Origin of the sequence: Nocardia sp. NPDC057455 (assembly GCF_042802775.1) — a bacterium.
Classification (GTDB): domain Bacteria; phylum Actinomycetota; class Actinomycetes; order Mycobacteriales; family Mycobacteriaceae; genus Nocardia.
The window spans coordinates 1-19,282 of record NZ_JBHVDM010000115.1 but is presented as its reverse complement, the minus strand read 5'-3'; the positions used below and the strand labels follow the sequence as shown (position 1 = coordinate 19,282).

Below are 19,282 nucleotides of genomic sequence, written 5' to 3'. Positions count from 1 at the left end.
TCCAGCGCAACATCATCGCCGAGCGCAGCCTGGGCCTGCCCCGTCGGTGACGGTGACGCCGGTCGGCGTCGGCGCCGCCCGGCGGCACGGTTGCGAGCGCGGGATCTCGCCGCCGCCGGGCCGGTTGGCGGGTGCCGATCGCTACGGGGTCACTCGATGAGCGAGATGGCCGCGCGCGGGCATTGCGCCACCGCGTCCCGTACCCGTGACTCGACCTCCGGGGTCACCTCCGGCCGCAGCACTTGTAGTTCGTCTTTGTCGTCCAGTTCGAACACCTCGGGGATGACGCCCATGCAGATGCCGTTGCTCTCGCAGGCCCGGTAGTCGACCTGGATTCTCATCGCGCCGCCTTCGTCTCGCAGAATGACCGGCCCGCCGTGCGAGCCGTCCGATGTCGCCGATGCGGTGGTGCCGGTGCGCACCGCCGCTTGCTGTGCTCGTTCATCGAATCGGCTCGTTGTGTGCCCGGCCGACCGTCGATGGCACCCCGGTTCGCGCTGCCCGCGTACCGTGCTCGTTCATCCATGGGGCTCCTGATCCGCCCGGCCTGCCGGCGGAGCGGGTGTCGAAACCGATGGAAGAGTGGCGGTTTCGGGTTCCGGTAGTGCGATGATGGCGTGCACGGGGCAATCCAGCAGCGCGCGCAGCACAGCGTCCTGGTCGGCCGCCGCCACGACGCCGGTGCCCTCCAAGGAGGCGTAGCCCCAGTCGTCGAGCGAGAAGTGCGCGGGCGCGTGCCGTGCGCACAGGCCGAATCCGTCGCACAGCGTGCGGTCGAGACGAATCCTCATCAAGCCACTCCGTTCACGTCGAAGGGCCGCTCGGCTACCCGGACACCGCAGGCGCAGGTGGGGCACCGGCGGTCGAGATGGGCGCCGACCTCCGTGGCGAACCGCGCCAGCAGCGTGGCCGCCACGTTGGCCGCGCCGTCCAGGGTTCCGCAGGCGCCGCGGCCGCGCAGCACCACCGACCACCGCTGCAATCGTTCGATATCCGCGGTGGTGGCCACCCCATCCCGCAGCGCGGTGGTCGCCGCCGCCATCGCGGCGGTCCCGTTGAAGCAGGACCCGCACTGGCCGGCGTTCTCGCGGTCGAAGTAGCTCAGCACCGCCGCGGCCACCGCGACGGGGCACTCGACGGTGAGCAGCGAGATCGCCCCGCATCCGAGGCCGCTGCCGAGAGCGCGGATCGACTCGTGGTCCAGGGTGGCAGCCAGCACCGCACGGTCGACCATGCCCGCGAAATATCCGCCCATCAGGGCGCCGCGCACCTTCTCCGGTGCGACGCCGTGCAGGGCGAGGAGATCGGTGAATCTCGTGCCGTGCGGCAGTTCGTACAGTGCGGGCGGACGCCCGCCGCCGGTGACGGTGGCCAGGAAAGTTCCCGGGGAAGACTCGGTGCCCACCGCACGGAACGTCGCAGCGCCGTGCCGCTGGACGAACGGCAGATGCGCCAGGGTCTCCACGTTGCCGACCACCGTCGGCAGCCCGTCGACGCCCTGCTCGAACGGGCGTGGCGGCTTGTCGGAAGGCTTCGCGGGGCCGCCGTTGATCGCCCGGATCGCCGCGGTCTCCTCTCCGGCGACATAGGCCGGGTCGACGGTGACCAATTCGATGGCCACTCCGCCGATTCCGGCTCCGTCCAGTTCCGTCAGCGCCGCATCGACACGGTGCGCGGACTCCTGATCCGAGCAGTAGACATAGGCGCGCCGTGCGCCGACGATGCCCGCCGCCAGGCGGACTCCGTCCAATACCAGGTGCGGGCGGTGACGCATCAGCCATTTGTCCTTGACCGAGGCGGGTTCGCCCTCCTCGCCGTTGGCCACGACCACCGTCTCGTTCCCGCGCCGACCGGCGTCCCGGACGCCGGTGAGTTTGATCGCGATCGGGAACGCCGCGCCGCCGCGGCCGAGCAGTCCGCTGCGCCGCACCTCCTCGAGCACCGCGTCCACCGAGCCGAGCGGCCGGTAGCCCCCGGCTTTCCGGTACGCGGCGAGATCTTCGCCCTCGTCGCTCACCCGCAGCAGGCGCGGCACGCAGCCGGGCGCCGGAGCCACGGTGAGCCCGGCGACCGGCTCGACAGTTTCTTGCATGACAACCTCTTCTGGCTGGATTCCGAGCGAGGGACGCACCGTCGTCCGGGTGCGGCGGTTACGCTTTCCGCCATGAGAACCGCGGTGCTGCGCATCAATGTCGACCCGGCCGGGCAGCTCACCGCGACGCAGGTGGCGGACGGGTCGGCCGAGCTGCGCGCACACGCCGCCTCGATGCAGGCGCAGCTCATGGACGACGATCTGTCGACCCGGCCCGCCCGGCGACGTGAGATCCAATTGCTGGTCGAGACAGATGATCCCGACGCCGCGATGGGCGAGGCGGTGCGGGTGTGCGCGGCGGCATTCGGTACCGCGCCGGTGGCGGGTGCGGTGACTTTCGTCAGCCGCGGGACCGATGACGACGCCTACGGTGTCCTGGCCGGTTTCGGCGTGACCGGTGAGATCAGCCGGGCGCCGGACGCCGACGGCTTCGACGTGGTGTCGGTGACACTGCGCGAGTCCGACCTGGAGCGGGTGCCCGAAAGCCGAATCCACACCGCCTTGGAGGCGTCGTTGAACTGCGAGGTACGGATTCTCACCCGGTGAGCGCGGCGGGCGGGCGCCGGGCCTCGACGGCGCGGGCCCGCCCATCAGCCGTCCAGGAACTTCAGGATCGCGGGCGCCGCCAGCACCCAGGTATCGAACAGGTTGTAGTGGGTGACTTCGCCGCTCGCGCGCTGTTCGACCGCGCGCTCCCAGGCGTCCTCCGGCCACGGTGGATCGATCAGCGTCGAGCCCTCGATCAGGCAGCTCACCTCGAGTGACGTGCGCTTGGGATGGTCCAGATCCCCCGCCCCGCCCCGGATGATCAACGTGGGGACGCGGATACGGTCGAACATCTCGTCGTCCACGCCGGGGATCGTCTGCCCCGGCTTCGGAACATAGGCGCCCAGCCAGCGCAACGATAGTTTTACGAACTCGTCGCGGTCCAGGGCCAGCAGGCGCTGCTCGTTGGCGGGATTCACGGCGATGCGCTCGCGCCACTCCCGCAGCCGCGCCAGGCCCGCGACGCCGCTTCCGCGCACGACCTGCAGACTGGGCAGCACGTAATACGCACCCAGGTTGAACATCCCGTAGATGCCGCCCACGATGTTCCAGAGCACCAGTTTGCTCACCCGGTCGGGGTAGAGCACAGCCGTCAGCATCGAGTCGCGGGCGCCGCCGGATCCGCCCGCGAGCACGCACGGGCCCGCGCCCAGCGCGGCGAGCAGGCCGTCGAGCGTCTGCGCCCGCATGTGCGACTCGGTCTGCCCGTAGAACTGCACATCGGAGGCGCCGCAATTGGGGCGGTCCCACAGCAGCACCGAATATCCGCCCGCGACGATCGCTTCGGCCAGCGGGCGCAACCCCGGCACGTCCATGCCGAACCGGCCACCGGGCGTCAGGACCACGAGATCGCCGCGATCACCGAGGATCTCGTACACCACCCGGCCCCCGTTGATCTCCACCGAGGAAACGCCGCAGGCGCCGATTTCACTGTTCATACGGGCGCCTCAGGCCATGACCACGACGTCGTCGCCGACGATCCGGACGGGGTAGGTGCGGATGCTCCACTCGGGCTTCACCGCGGTGGTGCCGGTCGCGAGTTCGAAACCCCACTGGTGCCAGGGGCAGTAGATATATTCCTTGTCCCGCACCATGACCGCGTCGCCGGGAACGGATTCGTCGACGACGGTGCGTCCGCGGGCACGGCCGGCGCACAGCGGCCCGCCCTCGTGCGGACAGTAGTTCGCGATGGCGTAGAAGGTCCCATCGACGTTGTACACACCGACCCCGTGCCGGCCGATCGGCACCACCTTGGACGATCCGGGTGGGATCTCCTCGACGGTCGCGACGACGTGCTCGCGCCCTTGTGCCAGCCGTGGCGTCTCGGATTCGTCCGGCACTCAGAACACCCGCCTCTGGCCGTCGATGGCGGGCACCGTCTCCGGTAGGTGGTAGGTCTCGATGCCGTTGCGGTACATCACGCGGTCGCGGGCGTATTCCGGAAGGTGCTTGACCAGCCAGCGGGGATCGTCGAAGGTCCAGTGCGGGTAGTCCGAGGAGTACAGCAGGATCTTGTCCGCCTCCATCCATTCGAACGCACGGGTGAGTTCGGTCTTGTCCTCGGGATAGTCCAGCGGCTGGGTGGTGAATCTGATGTGCTGCTTGACGTATTCCGACGGCTTGCGCCGAATCCCGGTCCACGACTTACGCGCGGCGTAGATCGCGTCCATTCGCCACATCAGGGGCAGGATCCAGGTGAAGGCGTGTTCCACGAACACGATCCGCAGTGTCGGGAAACGGTCGAACACCCCGTCGAAGATCAGGCTCATGATCTGGTTCGCCGCCAGCAACGAGTAGGTGACCATGAAGTCGTGGTTGTAGCTGGGAAATCCGACCGGCGGCATGGGCATCGTCTCGTAGGCGCCGCGGCCGAGATGACAGCTGACCACCAGATCGTGCTTGGTCGCGGCGGCCCAGATCGGGTCGTACCTCGGATCACCCCAGGCCGGGCGTGGTTCGGCCTTGATGAGGATCTGCGCCATGTACGGATGCCCGGCCCAGTGCTCGATCTCGCGGACCGCGCCCTGCGGGTCGTCGATCGCCGCGCAGATCGAACCGCGCCACCGCTGGTGCCAGTTGTTCGTCGGGTCGAGCCAGTGGTTGGCCAGCCAGTGGTTGACCCCCGTGGCCAGCGCCTGGGTGGCCTCGGGAAGGCGGGTGGCCTTGACCGTGGGTTCCAGGATCGCGATGTCCGAGCCGGCCTCGACGATCAATTGCCGGAAAGCCAGTTCCGGGTCGCTGCCGGGGAATTCGCCGTCGGCGGGAAACGTGTCCACCCGCATCGCGAAGGAATGCGCGTAGTCCGGGGCATCATAGATGATCGTCTCGCCGACCCGGTGACTGAGGAAGTACGAGCTGCGGTACGGCTCGGGGATGTACTCCACGAGTTCCCGGCGTCGTGGCACGGGGTGCACGTCCGAGTCGACCACCCGGACGGCGACCTGATCGGGCGCCGCGGCGCGGTGCTGCTGGTGGGACAGCGTCATGGTCGTCTCCTTGTTCGCGACTACTCGGTGACCAGCCCGGCCGGGAAATCGATCCCGTAGAGCTGGGCGGCGTTGCGCCAGCAGAGCTTTTCGCGCTGCTGCGTGGTGAGCGTGGACGGCAGCCCGTCGACGTCCGCGCAGTGCCAGTGCGGATAACTGGAGCCGAACATCACCATGTCCTCTTTGCCGGTGAAGCCCAGCCATTCGGAGGCCCATTCGGTGTCGCCCGGCCCGTCGAGACTGCCGTGGACGAAGAACACGTGACCGGGCAGGTAGTCGCTGGGCATCCGTGGCGCCCAGGGCGTCTGCTCCAGGTGCGGCCTGCCGAAGGTGTCCATCCGCCAGGCGAAGGGGGTGAGCAGATCGGCGGCGCCGTCGGCCCAGACGAACCGCAGCCGCGGCAGCCGCTCGAAGACCCCTTCGGCGATCATGTTCATCAGGTGATAGACGTAATTCAGCGACATGAACCCGAGGTACTGCTCGTAGGTCCGGGTGTGCCCGGACGGCGTGGGCGGGAAGCCGATGCTCTCGCCGCTCTCGATGTGCGCGGCCACCGGCAACCCCGCCTCGGCCGCCGCCTCCCACAACGGCCAGAACTGTGGCTTGCCGTACAGTTCGCGCGACTGCAACGGGACACCGACCTGGACGACACCGGGATGGCCTGCCCACTTGCGGATCTCGCGTAGGGCGCCGGGGATGTCCTCGGGGTTCACCCGGATGGTGCCGCGATAACGGGACGCGTACGCCCCGGAATCCAGCCACCGCGACACCATCATCTCGTTGTGCGCGGACAACACCGCCGTGGTCAGGCGCCGGTCCGGCAGGATGCCGCGGGTCATGGGGTGCAGGATCGCGACGTCCACGCCCCGGGTTTCGAACAGCTGCTCGCCGACCACATCCGGATCGGAACCCGGGTACCCGCGGTCGGGTCCCCCGGTGCCCTTCGCGTACTCCCCGCCGGGAGCGCCGTACCAGTCCATCTCGGGATCCGGGATGCCACGGCTCTTGAAGGGCTCGCGCAGGAAGCTACGCATGTCTTCGTTCGACGCGAAGAAGACATGCACGCTGGCGTCGATGACAGGGGTACTGGTGCCGTCGGAATGCGTGATCATTCAATGTCTCCGGTGGACGTCAGTCGATCCGCGCGACGTCGGGGCGCTCGGTCACCGGTGCCGCCAGTCGCTGCTCGTCGCAGATCCGCTGCAATTTCGTCAAGGTCTCCTCCAGCCCGGCGCCGAGGCGCGGCCCCGGCGTGAAGGTGGCGGGCAGATGCCGCATGCCCTGGATCACCCCGATGGTCTCGTAGTGCACGGTGCCCTCGGGATCGCAGCGGTAGTCGGGCATCCGGTCGAGCACGGCGGTGAGCATGGACTTGAACACGGTGCGCGCGACGTTCGACCCGATGCAGCGATGTACGCCGAGGCCGAAACTGAAGTGCCGGTTACCCTTGCGATCCAGCACGACCTCGTTCGGATCGGGAAAGATCGCCGGATCCCGGTTGGCCATCGCCCAGGAAAGCCACAGGCGGTCACCCTCTTCGAACCGGGTGTCCTCCACGACGCAGTCGGCCGAGATGGTGCGCCCGTCACCGGGCGCGGGCGTGAAGAAGCGCAGGAACTCCTCGGTCGCCGGGGCGAGCAGGGTGTCCCGTTCGAGGCTCAGCAGTTCACGCTGGTCCGGGTGATCCGACAGCCATTCCAGCGAGTGCGCGGTGAGCGCGGTGGTGGTGTCGAATCCGCCGCCGATGATCAGCCCGAGCATGCCGAGCAGCTCCAGGTCCGGCGCCGGCTCGCCGTCGATCCGCAACTGGGTCAGCGCGTGCACCAGGCCGGGCCGCGGGTTCTGCTTGATCTCGGCCAGGTTGGTCAGCAGATCGATGCCCATCGCGCGGTGCATCTCAGCGACCCGTACCGCGTCGGGCGAATCTTCCGGCGTGTACACCGAGGCGTGCACCGGCTCGCTGTAGATGGACCACTGCCGCAACGGAATTCCGAGCATGGCCAGCGTCAGCACGGCCGGGACGACATTGGCGAGGTCGTCGACGAAATCGATGCGACCGCTCTCGATCTTCTCGTCCAGGCTCGCCCGCACGATCTCGTCGATGACCGGTTCCCAGCGCCGGACCGCGGCGGGGGAGAGGTAGGGGTTGAGCACCTGGCGGTAGAGCCGGTGCTCCGGATCGTCCATCTCCAGGATGCCGCCGCGCACCACCTGTGCGCGCCGGGCGGTGGGAATGGAGATTCCCTTGTAGCCTCTGCGTTCTCCGTGCAGATCGTGGTCGTTGGAGACGTGCGGGCAGCGGGCGAGTTCGAAGACCGCGTTGCCGCCTGCGGCCACCCAGTGACCGTCGTAGGTGTCGCTCCACGCGATCGGGCACTTCGCGTGCAGTTCCTCGGTGATCTCCTGGAACCGGTGTCGATATTCCGGTGTGTGCCGGTCGAAGTGGTACCGGTTCTTCTTGCGGTCCCCGTCGGCGACGGCGTCGTCATTGCTCACAATGGTGTTCCTCTGCTGCTCACGGAATGCGGCGCGCCCGCACGGCGGCGGGAGCGCCTCCGCAATCGTCGTGGTGTGCCACGTGCCCGGCGCGTCGATCAGATGTGGTAGTCGTACCACTTCAGATAGCCGCCGCCGTCCACCCGGATCTGTAGGCCGGTGACGTATCTGGCCTCTTCCGAGGCGAGATAGACGATGGCGTTGCTGATGTCCTCGGGCTCCACGTACGGGATGCGCATGGCTTGCTGCACGCCGAAGGCGGGCTCGGCATCGGCGCGGGTCGGATGCTCGAGGTCGGGACGGAACGAGCGGTACATCGGCTCGCTCTGCAGCATCGGGGTGTTGCAATTGGTGGGGTGGACCACGTTGGCGCGGATGCCGCGCGGCGCGAGGTGGCGGGACAACTCGTAGACGTAGGCGGTCAGTGCGCGCTTCGAGTGCACGTAGGCCATGCCGCCGAGATCTTTGCCCGGTTGGTCGATCTTGGAGATGTCGATCAGCGAGGCGGTGGAACCGGTCGCGATGATCGAGGCGCCCTCGGCGAGATGGGGCAGCGAGATCTGGATGGCGTTGATGGTGCCGACCAGATTCGTGTTGATCACGTCGGTCCATGCCTGTAGTTGCGGCTCGCCCTTCATACCGGCGATTCCGGCCTGGGCCACGACGATGTCGAGCCGCCCCAGTTCTCGGATACCGTCTTCCAGCGCGGCTTGTAATTGCTCGGCGTTGCGCACGTCGGCCTTCGCGGCGACGACGCGGCGGCCGGTCTTGGTGACCAGGTTCGCGGTCTCCTCGAGGTCTTCCGGCGTCGCCAGCGGGTACCCGATGGTCGCGATGTCCTCGCAGAGATCGACCGCGATGATGTCGGCGCCTTCCTCGGCCAGGCGCACCGCGTGGCTGCGGCCCTGTCCGCGTGCGGCGCCGGTGATGAACGCGACCTTGCCCTCGACACGTCCCACAGCTGAACCTTCCGTTCTCCTCGATGGCCACGACGGCCACGCCGTGACGACGGACCCCGCGTCGGCCGGTACGCCGAGGCGCACACGCTGCGGTGCGCCCGGCACGGGCGGGCGGTGCGTCGGCCGGGAATCGGCCGACATTCGCGTGGCCGGGGCTGCGTCCAGGCGCACGGCTCGCTCGCCGGATCTGGTGCCGACCCGCCGTCTTGTAGGGCAAGAATATAACTTGCCCTACAAGAGAACGGTACTCTACCAAAAGTTTGGCCGCAAGCCAGGCAGGGGCAGTGCATCGCACCAGATCAGAAGGAGTCGAGCCGTCACCCCTCGCGTCGAATGGGCTCCTTCCGGCGCCGCTCCGCCTCGTCTGCGTATGTATTATTTGCGTTTCAAGAGAATGGCATTTCCGTCATGATCGCAAGCAGTTCGTTCCGGCCCGGCGGTCGACGGTCCTGCGGCCGGGTCGTTGCCCGCCGATGCCGAACCGCCGCGCGCGACGACGCGCCGGCCCCGAGAAGTGAGTGAGAGCCGAGATGCGAACGGTCCCCGAGGAATTGCGCGCCCGCTACGAGCGGGAAGGCTGGTGGCGTCGGGAGACGCTGGGTGACCTGCTGACCCGCGGTCTCGCCGCTGCCCCCGATACCGAGTTCCGGGTGCATTCCGATGTCCGTCCGTGGTCGGGCACCTTCGCCGATGTCGAACGCGTCGCCCGCAGGCTCGCCGCGGGCCTGCGGGCGCGCGGCGTCGGTCCGGGGGACGCGATCGCGTTCCAGCTGCCCAATTGGATGGAGGCCGCTGCGACCTTCTGGGCCTCCGCGATCCTCGGCACGGCGGTGGTGCCGATCGTCCACTTCTACGGCCGCAAGGAGGTCGCGCATATTCTCGACGTCGTCCGGCCGGCTGTATTCATCACGGCCCACCGGTTCGGCAGGATGAGCTTCGATCCCGAGCTGAGCGCCCGCGTTCCGCTGGTCGGGCTGGTGGAGATCGACTTCGATCAGCTGCTCGCCGACGAGCCCATGGCGGGCGTGACCGCCGTGGATCCGGGAAGTCCCGCCCTGATCGCCTTCACGTCGGGAACCACCAGCGCGCCCAAGGGCGTCCTGCACAGTCATCAGACCTTGGGCTGTGAAGCCAGGCAGCTCGCCGAGCAGAACGCACTGGATCGGGGCAAGCAACTCACCGCCACTCCGGTGGGACATTTCATCGGCATGGTCGGGGCCTTCCTGATCCCGGTGTTGCACGCCAAGCCGGTGCATCTGGCCGATGTCTGGGACCCGGGCCGTGCGCTGGCACTGATGCGCAGCGACGGCATCTCGATCGGCGGTGGTCCGCCCTACTTCGTCACGAGCCTGCTCGACCACCCGGACTTCACCCCTGACCACCTGCGGCACGTCCGCTATATCGGACTCGGCGGATCCGCGGTCCCGGCCTCGGTGACCCGCAGGCTCGCCGATCTGGGGCTCGTCCCGTTCCGCGCCTACGGCAGTACCGAGCACCCGTCGATCACCGCGTCACGGTACACCGCGCCCGAAGGTGAACGGCTCTACACCGACGGCAGGCCGCTGCCGGGTGTGGAGATCCGGCTGGCCGAAGACGGCGAGATCCTCAGCCGCGGACCGGATCTATGCCTCGGCTATACCGATGACCTGCTCACCAGCCGAGCATTCGACGCGGACGGCTGGTATCACACCGGCGACATCGGCGTCCTCGTTGCGAACGGCTGCCTCACGGTCACCGACCGCAAATCCGACGTGATCATCCGCGGCGGCGAGAACATCAGCGCGCTGGAAGTGGAAGAGGTGCTCGCCGAACTGCCCGCGGTCGCCGAAGCGGTGGTCGTCGCCGTGCCCGACGAGCGCTTCGGCGAGACGGTCGGCGCCGTGCTACGCATCCGGCCGGGGCGCGCGCTGCCGTCCGCGGACGAGGTGCATGCGCACTTCGCGGCCGCGGGCATCGCGCGGCAGAAGTGGCCGGAGCGGTTGTTCGAGGTCGAGGACTATCCGCGGACGGCGAGCGGCAAGGTGCGCAAACATCTCGTCCGGACGGGGATTGCCACATCCACAGGATGAGAATACCATTCTTCTCAGTTGCAAATGGAGGTCTCGCAACTTCGGGCGCCGCTGGGCCGGCCGCACGAAGCATCCGCTCGAGCGGATCCGCGGTTCCCCCACACGCATTCCTCCGGGCCGAAGCTCCGGAGTCGACCGTGTCGCGCCGATCCGGGCACCCACGCGGTCTCGACTTCGGATCCATCGGCTCGATACGGGCCTCGAAGCGCCCGCCGGGTTCGGCTCGAACGAGCGGATCCGGCACGCCAGAGGCTCACCCGTGCAGCCGAAAGGAAGTTGCGCAGTGCCTTCGCAGCAGGAACGATCCGCCACGACGCCGGACACCGAAGTCGACGTCGTGGTCCTCGGCACCGGCGCCGCCGGCCTGACCGCCGCCCTCAGCGCGGCGGTGCACGGCGCGTCGGTGGCGGTCTTCGACAAGGCGGCGACCGTCGGCGGGACGAGCGCGGTGTCGGGCGGCATCGCGTGGATTCCGGCCCACGACCGCTGCGCCGACGGGCCGCTGAGCGTGGCCGACGCACTGAATTACCTGCACGCCCAGTCGTTGGACTCGATGGACGACGAGCTGGTCGAGGTCTTCGTGCGCACCGGTGCGTCGATGGTCGACTTCGTCGAGGCGCACAGCGGTGTGCGCTTCGAGATCGCCGACGGCTTCCCGGATTACAAACCGGAACTGCCCGGCGGCAGGCCGGGTGGCGGGCGTTCGTTGAGCCCGGTCGCCTTCGACCTGGCCCGGCTCGGCGTGTGGCGCGACCGCATCACCGCCTTCCCCGCGGACTGGAGCAACGTCGGATTCGACGCCGAGACGCGCGCCCGGCTGCACGCCACGGTCACCGACGAGTCGGCCGATCTCTGCGTAGCCGGAACCGCGCTCGTCGCGGGCTTGCTCGCGGGCGTGCTCGACGCCGGAGTGACCCCGCGGACGGGGGCAAGGGCGACGGAGCTGATCGCCGGGGACGGCACGATCACCGGGGTCAGGATCGTCACGGCCGCAGGCGAATCCACGGTCCGGGCGCGCAAGGGTGTCGTCCTGGCGACCGGTGGATTCGAATGGGATCCCACGCTGATCCGCTCCTATCTGCGCGGCCCCATGCACGGCGCCGTGTCACCGCCGAACAACACCGGAGACGGCCTGCGCATGGCGATGGCGCACGGTGCCGACCTCGGCACGATGAGCGAGGCCTGGTGGGTGCCGATCGTCCGGATCCCCGGCGACACCATCGACGGCAAGCCGCGCAGTCGTAGCGTGCGCCTGGAACGGACGCGCCCGCGCAGCATCATGGTCAATCGCGCGGGCAGGCGGTTCGTCAACGAGGCGTCGGAGTACAACTCGATGGCAGGCGCGTTCCACTATCTCGATCCCAAGGGCGGTTACGTCAACGATCCCGGCTGGATCGTCTTCGATGCCGTCCATCTGCGGCAGTACGGCTTCCTGGGCATCGCGCCGGGTGATCCGGTCCCCGAATGGTTCTGCGAATCCGCGGATTTCGCCGAGCTCGGGAAGAAGACCGGCATAGACCCGGACGGTCTCACCGCGACCGTGTCGGAGTGGAACCGGCACGCCGCCGCCGAGGTGGACCCCGATTTCGGACGCGGTTCCAGCGCCTACGACGGCTGGTGGGGCGACGAGCACGCCGCCACCGTCGCAGGCCGCACCCTCGGTCCGATCGATACGGCCCCCTATTACGCCGTGCCCGTCACCGTCGGGGCGATGGGAACGAAAGGCGGCCCGCGCACCGACCGGGACGGACGGGTTCGGCACGTCAGCGGGAGGGTCATCCCCGGGCTGTTCGCCGCCGGCAACGCGATGGCCGGGGTGACCGGCCGGGCCTACGGCGGAGCCGGCGGAACCATCGGTCCCGGGATGGTGTGGGGCTTGCGCGCCGGATACGCCGCGGCGACCGGCAAATCGGTCGAGATCTGAGCACAGCGACAGGCATCGCGCCCGACCCGCCGCGACGGCGGCGAACAGGCCCGGTTCTACGGAGGTAACGAGTTGCCGGAATACGAGAGCATCTGGAGCGATCTCCAAGGCGTCCCCTTCACCCAGGGATACCTGGACGTCGGTGGCGTCCGGACCCGCTACCTGCACGCGGGCGATCCGACCTACCCGGCTCTCGTTCTGCTGCACGGGTCCGGGGGGCACGCCGAAGCCTACGTTCGAAATCTGGAGTCGCATGCCGCGCACTTCTCGACGTGGTCGATCGACATGCTGGGGCACGGCTACACCGGAAAACCGGGGCATCCGCTGGAGATCTCGCACTACGTCGAACACGTCATCGGATTCCTCGACGCGGTGGGCGTGCGCCGCGCCCGGGTCAGCGGCGAGTCGCTGGGCGGCTGGGTGGCCGCCCGCGTAGCGATCGATCATCCGGAGCGCGTCGACCGCTTGGTGCTCAACACCGCGGGCGGGTCCCAGGCCGACCCGGAGGTCATGCGCCGCATCGTCACGCTATCGATGGCGGCGGCCGCCGACCCCACCTGGGAGACGGTGCAGGCCAGGATCAAGTGGCTGATGGCCGACAAGTCGAAGGGCTACGACGATGTGGTCGCCAGCAGGCAGCGCATCTACCGGCAACCCGGGTTCGTCGACGCCATGCGCGACATCATGGCCTTACAGGATCCGGACATCCGGCGGCGAAACCTGCTGGGGCCCGGCGAGTACGGCCGGATCACCGCGCCGACCCTCGTGCTGTGGACCAGCGACGACCCCACCGCCGACGTCGGCGAGGGCAGGCGGATCGCGTCGATGATCCCGGGTGCGCGCTTCGAGGTCCTGCCGGACTGCGGGCACTGGCCGCAGTACGAGGACGCCGAGTCCTTCAACGCCCTGCACCTCGATTTCCTGCTGGGCGGCTGACCGTGACCGTGCAGAGTATCTCCACCGCGATCGACGTCGACGTGCTCGTCGTCGGTGCGGGCCCGGTGGGCCTGACGCTGGCCAACATGCTCGGGATGTACGGCGTGCGCACCCGGGTGGTCGAGGAGCGCCCTACCCTCATCGACTACCCGCGCGGCGTCGGCCTGGACGACGAGTCGCTGCGGACGTTCCAGGCGATCGGATTGGTCGATCGCGTTCTGCCGCACACCACCCCGAACCAGATCATGCGGTTCGTCGACGCACGGCGCCGGTTGCTCGCCGAGATCGCGCCCACCGACGAGCAATTCGGCTGGCCGAAACGCAACGGGTTCGTGCAGCCGCTGGTCGACGCCGAACTGCTCGCCGGACTGGCCCGTTTCCCGCATGTCGAGGTGGCCTGGGAGACGGCCATGACCACGTGCGTGGACGCGGGCGATCGGGTGACGGTCGAACTCGCCACCGCCGGCGGGCCGTCCACCGTGACCGCGCGATACGTGGTGGGCTGCGACGGGGGGCGCAGCGCCACGCGCCGGCGGATGGGGGTCTCCTTCGAAGGCACCACCTCGCCGACCCGCTGGCTGGTGGTCGACCTCGCCTCGGATCCGTTGGGGCATCCCAACATCGAGGTCGCCGCCGATCCGGCACGGCCGAACGTGTCGGTGTCGATCGCGCACGGCATCCGGCGCTTCGAGTTCATGATCCACGACGACGAGCCCGACGAGCTGGCCGAGGATCCGGCCTTCGTGGCGCGGATGGTCGCGCCGTTCGTCCCGCATCCCGAGCGGCTCGAGGTCATCCGGCGGCGGGTCTACACGCACCATTCCCGGATCGCGGGCGCCTTCCGCAGCGGCCGAATGCTGCTGGCAGGCGACGCCGCGCACCTGATGCCGGTGTGGCAGGGCCAGGGCTACAACAGCGGCATCCGGGACGCGGCCAACCTCGGGTGGAAACTCGCCGCGGTCGTCCGCGGACAGGCGGGCGATTCCCTGCTCGACAGCTACGACCTGGAACGCCGCAAGCACGCCAGGGCCATGATCGATCTGTCGACGATGGTCGGCCGGGTGATCTCGCCGACCGATCGCAAGGTCGCGGCGGTGCGTGACGCGCTGGTTCGCGCGGCGGCCGCGATTCCCCCCGTGAAACGTTATGTGCTCGGCATGCGGTTCAAGCCGATGCCGCGCTACGAGCGCGGGGCGGTGGTGCACGACTGGTCCCGCTCGCCGAAATCCTCGGTCGGCACCCTCTTCGTGCAGCCCAGAGTCGACACCAGGGACCGCGCAGACGTCCTTCTCGACGAAGTGCTCGGACCGTGGTTCGCCGTGCTGTGCTGGAACAACCGGCCTCGCGAGGTGCTCGGAGCGACGGCGTTCGAACGATGGAAAGCGCTGGGAGCGCGATTCTTCGAGGCTCGTCCGTCCGCCCAGTTGCGTTGGACCGGCCACGACGACCCCGACGTCGTCGTCGTGGGCGACCGCACCGGCGCGCTGAAGCGCTGGTTCGACGGCGGGCTCGACTCGGTGCTGTTCCTGCGGCCCGACCGCTGCGTCGCGGGTGCGTCCATCGCGCAACTGGCGCCGGAACTGAGCGCGGATCTGCTCGACACACTCGACCTGTTCGGAGGAGGTGACGATGCCGCTGGCCGTGTGCTGCGTCTCGCACAGCCCTCTTCTTGATCTGCCCGGGCCGGAACGGGAGCTGCTCGAGGACATCGAGTCGGCACTCGACGAGGCGTCGCGGTTCGTGCGCGCCTTCGACCCCGAACTGGTCGTAGTGTTCGCGCCCGACCACTACAACGGATTCTTCTACAAGCTCATGCCGCCGTTCTGCATCGCTACGGCGGCCACCGGAGTCGGCGACTACGGCACGTATGCCGGGCCGCTCGACGTCCCCGCCGATCTGGCGGCCGGTTTGGCCGAGGCGGTGCTCGCGGCGGGTGTCGACGTCGCCGTCTCGCTGACGATGGACGTCGATCACGGGACGGTGCAGCCGTTGCAGCGGTTGCTCGGCGCCGCGACGGCGCGGCCGGTCGTGCCGATCTTCGTCAACTCGGTGGCCGTGCCGCTGGGTCCGCTGCACCGCGCCCGAGCGCTGGGCGCGGCCGTCGGCACGCACCTGGCGACACTCGGCAAGCGGGTACTGGTGCTCGGTTCCGGCGGCCTCTCCCACGACCCGCCGGTGCCCGCACTGGCCACCGCCACCGGGCCCGTGCGGGAGCGAATCGTGCACGGCGGGCAGATGACTCCGCAGCAGCGAAATGCCAGGCAGGAGAAAGTGATCGAAGCCGCCCGCGAGTTCGCCGCCGGGCGCGGCGGGCTCCGGCCGCTCAATCCCGAGTGGGACGAGCGCTTCCTCGAGATCCTCGACCACGGGCGGCTCGGCGAGTTCGACGACTGGGTCAACGCGGCGATCACCGAGGCGGCGGGCAACTCCGCGCACGAGGTGCGCACCTGGGTCGCCGCCTTCGCTGCGCTGGCAAGCCAGGGGCCGTACCGGACGACGGTGCGCTACTACCGATCCGCTCCCGCGCTGATCGCCGGATTCGCCGTGCGAACCGCCCTCGCGGATGTGGGCGGGCACAACGATTCGACCGCCAGGAGGCGAGCGTGACATCCGAACCGATCGAAGCACCCGTGTCCGGCGCCGCGGAGCAACCCGGAAAGCTCGAGGCGACAACGGCTTTCGACCATTCCGTCGATGTCCTGATCGTCGGCTCCGGCGGCGGCGGGCTGACCGCCGCGCTCGCCGCCGAGGCAGCCGGATTGTCCGTCCTCGTGGTCGAGAAGGCGGCGTACTACGGCGGATCCACCGCACTGTCGGGCGGCGGCATCTGGGTGCCCGGCGCCCCGGCGCAGAAGCGCGACGGCTACACACCCGATCCCGACGGGGTGGTCGAGTACCTGCGCGCGATCACCGAGGGCTTGGTCGGCGACGCGCGCCTGCGGGCCTATGTCGCGAAGGCGCCGGAGATGATGGAGTTCCTCGAGCAGCGCAGTTCGTGGCTGCGGTTCGTGTGGAAGCCGGGCTACGCCGACTACTACCCGGAACTGCCCGGCGGCTCCGCGCAGGGCAGCACGATCAACGTGCCGCCGATCGATCTGCGCATGCTCGGTGACGAAGAGCAGAACCTGCTGCGTCCGTTGGCGCTGGCCCCGAAGGGAATCTGGCTGGGGCCCAAGGATCTGCGACTGTTCTATCAGGTGCGCCAATCCTGGCGCGGCAAAGCCGTGCTGGTGAAGCTGGTGTGGCGAATGTTCCGCGCCAGGGTGTTCGGTGACCGGATCGCCGCCATCGGCCAATCCCTGGTGGCCCGGTTGCGACTCGCGCTGCGGGAGCGCGACATTCCGCTCTGGCTGAACGCACCGATGACCGCTCTGATCACCGGAGCCGACGGCGGCGTGGTGGGCGCGGTGGTCGACAAGGACGGACAGCCGTCGCGGATCCGGGCCGAGCGCGGCGTGATCCTGGCCACCGGCGGCTTCGATCACGACATGGCCTGGCGCAAGGAACACCAGCCGGTCGTGGAGCAGGACTGGAGCTTCGGCAACCCGCAGTCCATGGGTGACGGCATCCGCGCCGGGCAGCAGGTCGGCGCGGCCACCGACCTGATGGACGAGGCGTGGTGGTTCCCCGCCATCCAATGGCCCGACGGCCGACTGCAATTCATGCTCAACGAGCGCATGATGCCTGCCCAGTTCATCGTCAACGGTGCGGGCGAGCGGTACATCAACGAGGCGGCGCCGTACATGGATTTCGGCCACGCGATGATCGAGGGACAGCAGTCGGGGACCACCCACATCCCGAGCTGGTTGATCACCGATGTGCGCTCCTGGCGCCGGTACGTCGTGGCCGGGCACCTGCCGTTGCCGAAGATCCCGTTCGCGCCGGTGCCGACCGGCCGGAAGATCCCGCAGGCATGGCTGGACTCGGGTGTCGTCGTGGCGGCGAACTCCTGGACCGAACTCGCGTCGAAGATCGGCGTGCCCGAAGATCGCCTGCGCGCCACCGCGAAGCGATTCGACGAACTCGCTCGCAACGGCCACGACGACGACTTCCAGCGCGGCGACAGTGTCTACGACAACTACTACGGCGATCCCACGCTGCCCAACCCCAACCTGTCCCCGCTGGGCAAGCCGCCGTATTACGCGTTCCGGATCATCCTCGGCGATCTCGGTACCTCGGGCGGCCTGCGCACCGACGAGCACGCCCGGGTGCTGCGGTCCGATGACAGCGTCATCCCAGGTCTCTACGCCGTGGGCAACACCTCCGCGGCGGTCATGGGCCGCAGTTACGCGGGCGCGGGCGCGACGATCGGGCCCGCGATGACGTTCGGCTATGTCGCGGTCGAGCACCTGGCGGACAGCGCCGACACCAGGACGGCGGACGGCACCGAACGGGCCCGCGACGACTCGACATTCGATTCCATCGGAGGAAGTAAGTAGATGAAGATATCCCTGTTCTACGAATTCGCGCTGCCGCGGCCGTGGGTGCCGGACGACGAGCGGCTGCTCTTCAAGGAAGGTCTGGCGGAGGTGGAGGCCGCCGACAAGGCCGGGTTCTCCACCGTCTGGCTGACCGAGCACCACTTCCTGGAGGAGTACTGCCATTCCACGGCGCCGGAGATCTTCCTCGCCGCCGCCAGCCAGCGGACCGAGAACATCCGCCTCGGGTTCGGCGTCATGCATCTGCCTCCGGCGATCAACCATCCGGCGCGGGTCGCCGAACGGGTCGCGACACTCGACCTGATCTCCGATGGGCGGGTGGAGTTCGGCACCGGCGAGTCGTCGTCGGTGGGCGAACTCGGCGGGTTCAACATCGATCCCGCCGACAAGCGCGGGCAGTGGGAGGAGGCCCTGGAGGTCGCCATCCGCTGCATGATCGAGGAGCCGTTCACCGGTTTCAAGGGTGAGCACATCCAGATGCCGGCGCGCAATGTGATCCCCAAGCCGCACCAGCGCGCGCATCCCCCGGTGTGGGTGGCCTGTACCCGGCCTTCCTCGGTCCAGATGGCGGCGCGGTTGGGCGCGGGTGCGCTGAGCTTCGCCTACACCGGTCCGGGGCCGCTGGCGGATCGGGTCCGCGGGTACTACCAGGAGTTCGAGGACAAGGCCGAGCCCTGGCTGCCGGTGCTCAACCCGAACATCCTGGCCATCGGCGGCGATCTGTCGATGATGGTCGCACCCACCGACGAGCAGGCTCTGCAGCGGCTGGGACTCGGCGGCGGGTTCTTCTCTTTCGGGATCATGCACTACTACATGACCGGCCAGCACATCCCCGGTCGCACGGGTGTGTGGGAGCGCTACCTCGACGCCGTCGGAGAGGACGAGACGCTGGCCTACGGGCCGGGCCGGGGCGCCATCGGATCGCCGGACACCGTGCGCGAATTCCTGCGCGGTTACGAGGACAGCGGCGTCGACGAGATCATCCTGCTGCTCAACCCGCGCAGCCACGAGGCCACCATGGAGTCCATCGAACTGATGGGCAAGCACGTGCTGCCCGAGTTCATCGAGCGCGACGAGAAGGCGGTGGCCGCCAAGGCGAAGCGCCTCGAGCCGGTCATCGAGAAGGTGGAGGCACGGCGTAGGCCGCTGCCCTCCCCGGCATTCGACGAGCAGTACGCGTTCGGCGGTCTGCCCACCGGCCGGGGCGGCTCCTTCACCGCGAGCGAGATCCCCGAAGCCATGGCCGAGATCAACGAGGGCCGGGTGCAAGCCGCGCAACGCGCCAAGGAAGAAGCGCAATGACCCCCGGCCCGGGGGGGGGGGGCGCCCCCCCCC

At 68.9% G+C, this 19,282-nt stretch carries 17 protein-coding genes; 8 read left to right on the top strand and 9 right to left on the bottom strand.

All coding sequences use genetic code 11. The annotated features are described in order from the left end of the window. Positions 1–149 precede the first annotated feature (149 nt). The 3 genes from ACFU5M_RS30745 to ACFU5M_RS30735 form a co-directional block, all read right to left on the bottom strand. Positions 150–341 carry a ferredoxin gene (locus ACFU5M_RS30745; RefSeq protein WP_379054413.1) on the bottom strand — a complete coding sequence of 64 codons (192 nt, stop codon included), beginning with the start codon at positions 339–341 and terminating at the stop codon, positions 150–152. Positions 342–518: 177 nt separating this feature from the next. After that, positions 519–791, bottom strand: coding sequence for a ferredoxin (locus tag ACFU5M_RS30740; protein ID WP_379054411.1), 273 nt, complete (start codon positions 789–791; stop codon positions 519–521). Next, the gene (locus ACFU5M_RS30735; RefSeq protein WP_379054409.1) at positions 791–2,092 is read right to left on the bottom strand and encodes an NADH-ubiquinone oxidoreductase-F iron-sulfur binding region domain-containing protein; all 1,302 of its coding nucleotides are present in this window, start codon (positions 2,090–2,092) and stop codon (positions 791–793) included. The genes ACFU5M_RS30740 and ACFU5M_RS30735 overlap by 1 nt, the downstream gene beginning before the upstream one ends. Before the next feature lie 72 nt (positions 2,093–2,164). On the opposite strand from ACFU5M_RS30735, the gene ACFU5M_RS30730 reads away from it, so the two are divergent. Beyond that, on the top strand, positions 2,165–2,638 hold the full coding sequence (locus tag ACFU5M_RS30730; RefSeq protein ID WP_379054407.1) for a hypothetical protein: 474 nt from the start codon (positions 2,165–2,167) through the stop codon (positions 2,636–2,638). Between the two features lie 44 nt (positions 2,639–2,682). Here the strand turns inward: ACFU5M_RS30730 and ACFU5M_RS30725 are convergent, their stop codons facing one another. The 6 genes from ACFU5M_RS30725 to ACFU5M_RS30700 all read right to left on the bottom strand — a co-directional run bounded on the left by ACFU5M_RS30725 (position 2,683) and on the right by ACFU5M_RS30700 (position 8,579). After that, on the bottom strand, positions 2,683–3,576 hold the full coding sequence (locus tag ACFU5M_RS30725; protein WP_379054405.1) for an alpha/beta fold hydrolase: 894 nt from the start codon (positions 3,574–3,576) through the stop codon (positions 2,683–2,685). A 9-nt stretch (positions 3,577–3,585) separates the two neighbouring features. Further along, a complete protein-coding gene (locus ACFU5M_RS30720; protein ID WP_195066086.1) occupies positions 3,586–3,978 on the bottom strand; it encodes a Rieske 2Fe-2S domain-containing protein in 393 nt (130 codons plus the stop codon). Then, positions 3,979–5,124 (bottom strand): amidohydrolase family protein, encoded by a 1,146-nt coding sequence (locus tag ACFU5M_RS30715; protein ID WP_379054403.1) that lies wholly within the window; start codon positions 5,122–5,124, stop codon positions 3,979–3,981. A gap of 20 nt (positions 5,125–5,144) precedes the next feature. Continuing rightward, complete coding sequence (locus ACFU5M_RS30710) at positions 5,145–6,236, bottom strand: amidohydrolase family protein (RefSeq protein ID WP_379054401.1); 1,092 nt, start codon at positions 6,234–6,236, stop codon at positions 5,145–5,147. Between the two features lie 19 nt (positions 6,237–6,255). After that, positions 6,256–7,620 carry a cytochrome P450 gene (locus ACFU5M_RS30705; protein ID WP_379054399.1) on the bottom strand — a complete coding sequence of 455 codons (1,365 nt, stop codon included), beginning with the start codon at positions 7,618–7,620 and terminating at the stop codon, positions 6,256–6,258. A gap of 98 nt (positions 7,621–7,718) precedes the next feature. Then, positions 7,719–8,579 carry a mycofactocin-coupled SDR family oxidoreductase gene (locus ACFU5M_RS30700; RefSeq protein WP_379054397.1) on the bottom strand — a complete coding sequence of 287 codons (861 nt, stop codon included), beginning with the start codon at positions 8,577–8,579 and terminating at the stop codon, positions 7,719–7,721. Between the two features lie 530 nt (positions 8,580–9,109). Here ACFU5M_RS30700 and ACFU5M_RS30695 point away from each other — a divergent pair. From ACFU5M_RS30695 to ACFU5M_RS30665, 7 genes are all read left to right on the top strand, one after another. Then, positions 9,110–10,648: an AMP-binding protein gene (locus ACFU5M_RS30695; RefSeq protein ID WP_379054395.1), complete on the top strand. Its 1,539-nt coding sequence runs from the start codon at positions 9,110–9,112 to the stop codon at positions 10,646–10,648. Positions 10,649–10,931: 283 nt separating this feature from the next. Further along, the gene (locus ACFU5M_RS30690; RefSeq protein ID WP_379054393.1) at positions 10,932–12,572 is read left to right on the top strand and encodes an FAD-dependent oxidoreductase; all 1,641 of its coding nucleotides are present in this window, start codon (positions 10,932–10,934) and stop codon (positions 12,570–12,572) included. 72 nt (positions 12,573–12,644) lie between these two features. Beyond that, the gene (locus tag ACFU5M_RS30685) at positions 12,645–13,508 is read left to right on the top strand and encodes an alpha/beta fold hydrolase (RefSeq protein WP_379054391.1); all 864 of its coding nucleotides are present in this window, start codon (positions 12,645–12,647) and stop codon (positions 13,506–13,508) included. A gap of 2 nt (positions 13,509–13,510) precedes the next feature. Continuing rightward, positions 13,511–15,181 (top strand): bifunctional 3-(3-hydroxy-phenyl)propionate/3-hydroxycinnamic acid hydroxylase, encoded by a 1,671-nt coding sequence (locus ACFU5M_RS30680; RefSeq protein WP_379054389.1) that lies wholly within the window; start codon positions 13,511–13,513, stop codon positions 15,179–15,181. Continuing rightward, positions 15,138–16,115 carry a 3-carboxyethylcatechol 2,3-dioxygenase gene (locus ACFU5M_RS30675; protein WP_379054387.1) on the top strand — a complete coding sequence of 326 codons (978 nt, stop codon included), beginning with the start codon at positions 15,138–15,140 and terminating at the stop codon, positions 16,113–16,115. Before ACFU5M_RS30680 ends, ACFU5M_RS30675 begins: the two co-directional genes overlap by 44 nt. Positions 16,116–16,138: 23 nt before the next feature. Continuing rightward, positions 16,139–17,947 (top strand): FAD-binding protein, encoded by a 1,809-nt coding sequence (locus ACFU5M_RS30670; protein ID WP_379054415.1) that lies wholly within the window; start codon positions 16,139–16,141, stop codon positions 17,945–17,947. After that, positions 17,948–19,249, top strand: a complete 1,302-nt coding sequence (locus ACFU5M_RS30665; RefSeq protein WP_379054385.1) for an LLM class flavin-dependent oxidoreductase — start codon at positions 17,948–17,950, stop codon at positions 19,247–19,249. Positions 19,250–19,282 lie beyond the last annotated feature (33 nt).

What these genes read in the sequence shown, in the direction of transcription:
- ACFU5M_RS30745 (WP_379054413.1), bottom strand. Translation starts at nt 341, where the DNA reads ATGAGAATCCAGGTCGACTACCGGGCCTGCGAGAGCAACGGCATCTGC.
- ACFU5M_RS30695 (WP_379054395.1), top strand. Translation starts at nt 9,110, where the DNA reads ATGCGAACGGTCCCCGAGGAATTGCGCGCCCGCTACGAGCGGGAAGGC.
- ACFU5M_RS30730 (WP_379054407.1), top strand. Translation starts at nt 2,165, where the DNA reads ATGAGAACCGCGGTGCTGCGCATCAATGTCGACCCGGCCGGGCAGCTC.
- ACFU5M_RS30715 (WP_379054403.1), bottom strand. Translation starts at nt 5,124, where the DNA reads ATGACGCTGTCCCACCAGCAGCACCGCGCCGCGGCGCCCGATCAGGTC.
- ACFU5M_RS30740 (WP_379054411.1), bottom strand. Translation starts at nt 791, where the DNA reads ATGAGGATTCGTCTCGACCGCACGCTGTGCGACGGATTCGGCCTGTGC.
- ACFU5M_RS30675 (WP_379054387.1), top strand. Translation starts at nt 15,138, where the DNA reads ATGCCGCTGGCCGTGTGCTGCGTCTCGCACAGCCCTCTTCTTGATCTG.
- ACFU5M_RS30710 (WP_379054401.1), bottom strand. Translation starts at nt 6,236, where the DNA reads ATGATCACGCATTCCGACGGCACCAGTACCCCTGTCATCGACGCCAGC.
- ACFU5M_RS30725 (WP_379054405.1), bottom strand. Translation starts at nt 3,576, where the DNA reads ATGAACAGTGAAATCGGCGCCTGCGGCGTTTCCTCGGTGGAGATCAAC.
- ACFU5M_RS30665 (WP_379054385.1), top strand. Translation starts at nt 17,948, where the DNA reads ATGAAGATATCCCTGTTCTACGAATTCGCGCTGCCGCGGCCGTGGGTG.
- ACFU5M_RS30735 (WP_379054409.1), bottom strand. Translation starts at nt 2,092, where the DNA reads ATGCAAGAAACTGTCGAGCCGGTCGCCGGGCTCACCGTGGCTCCGGCG.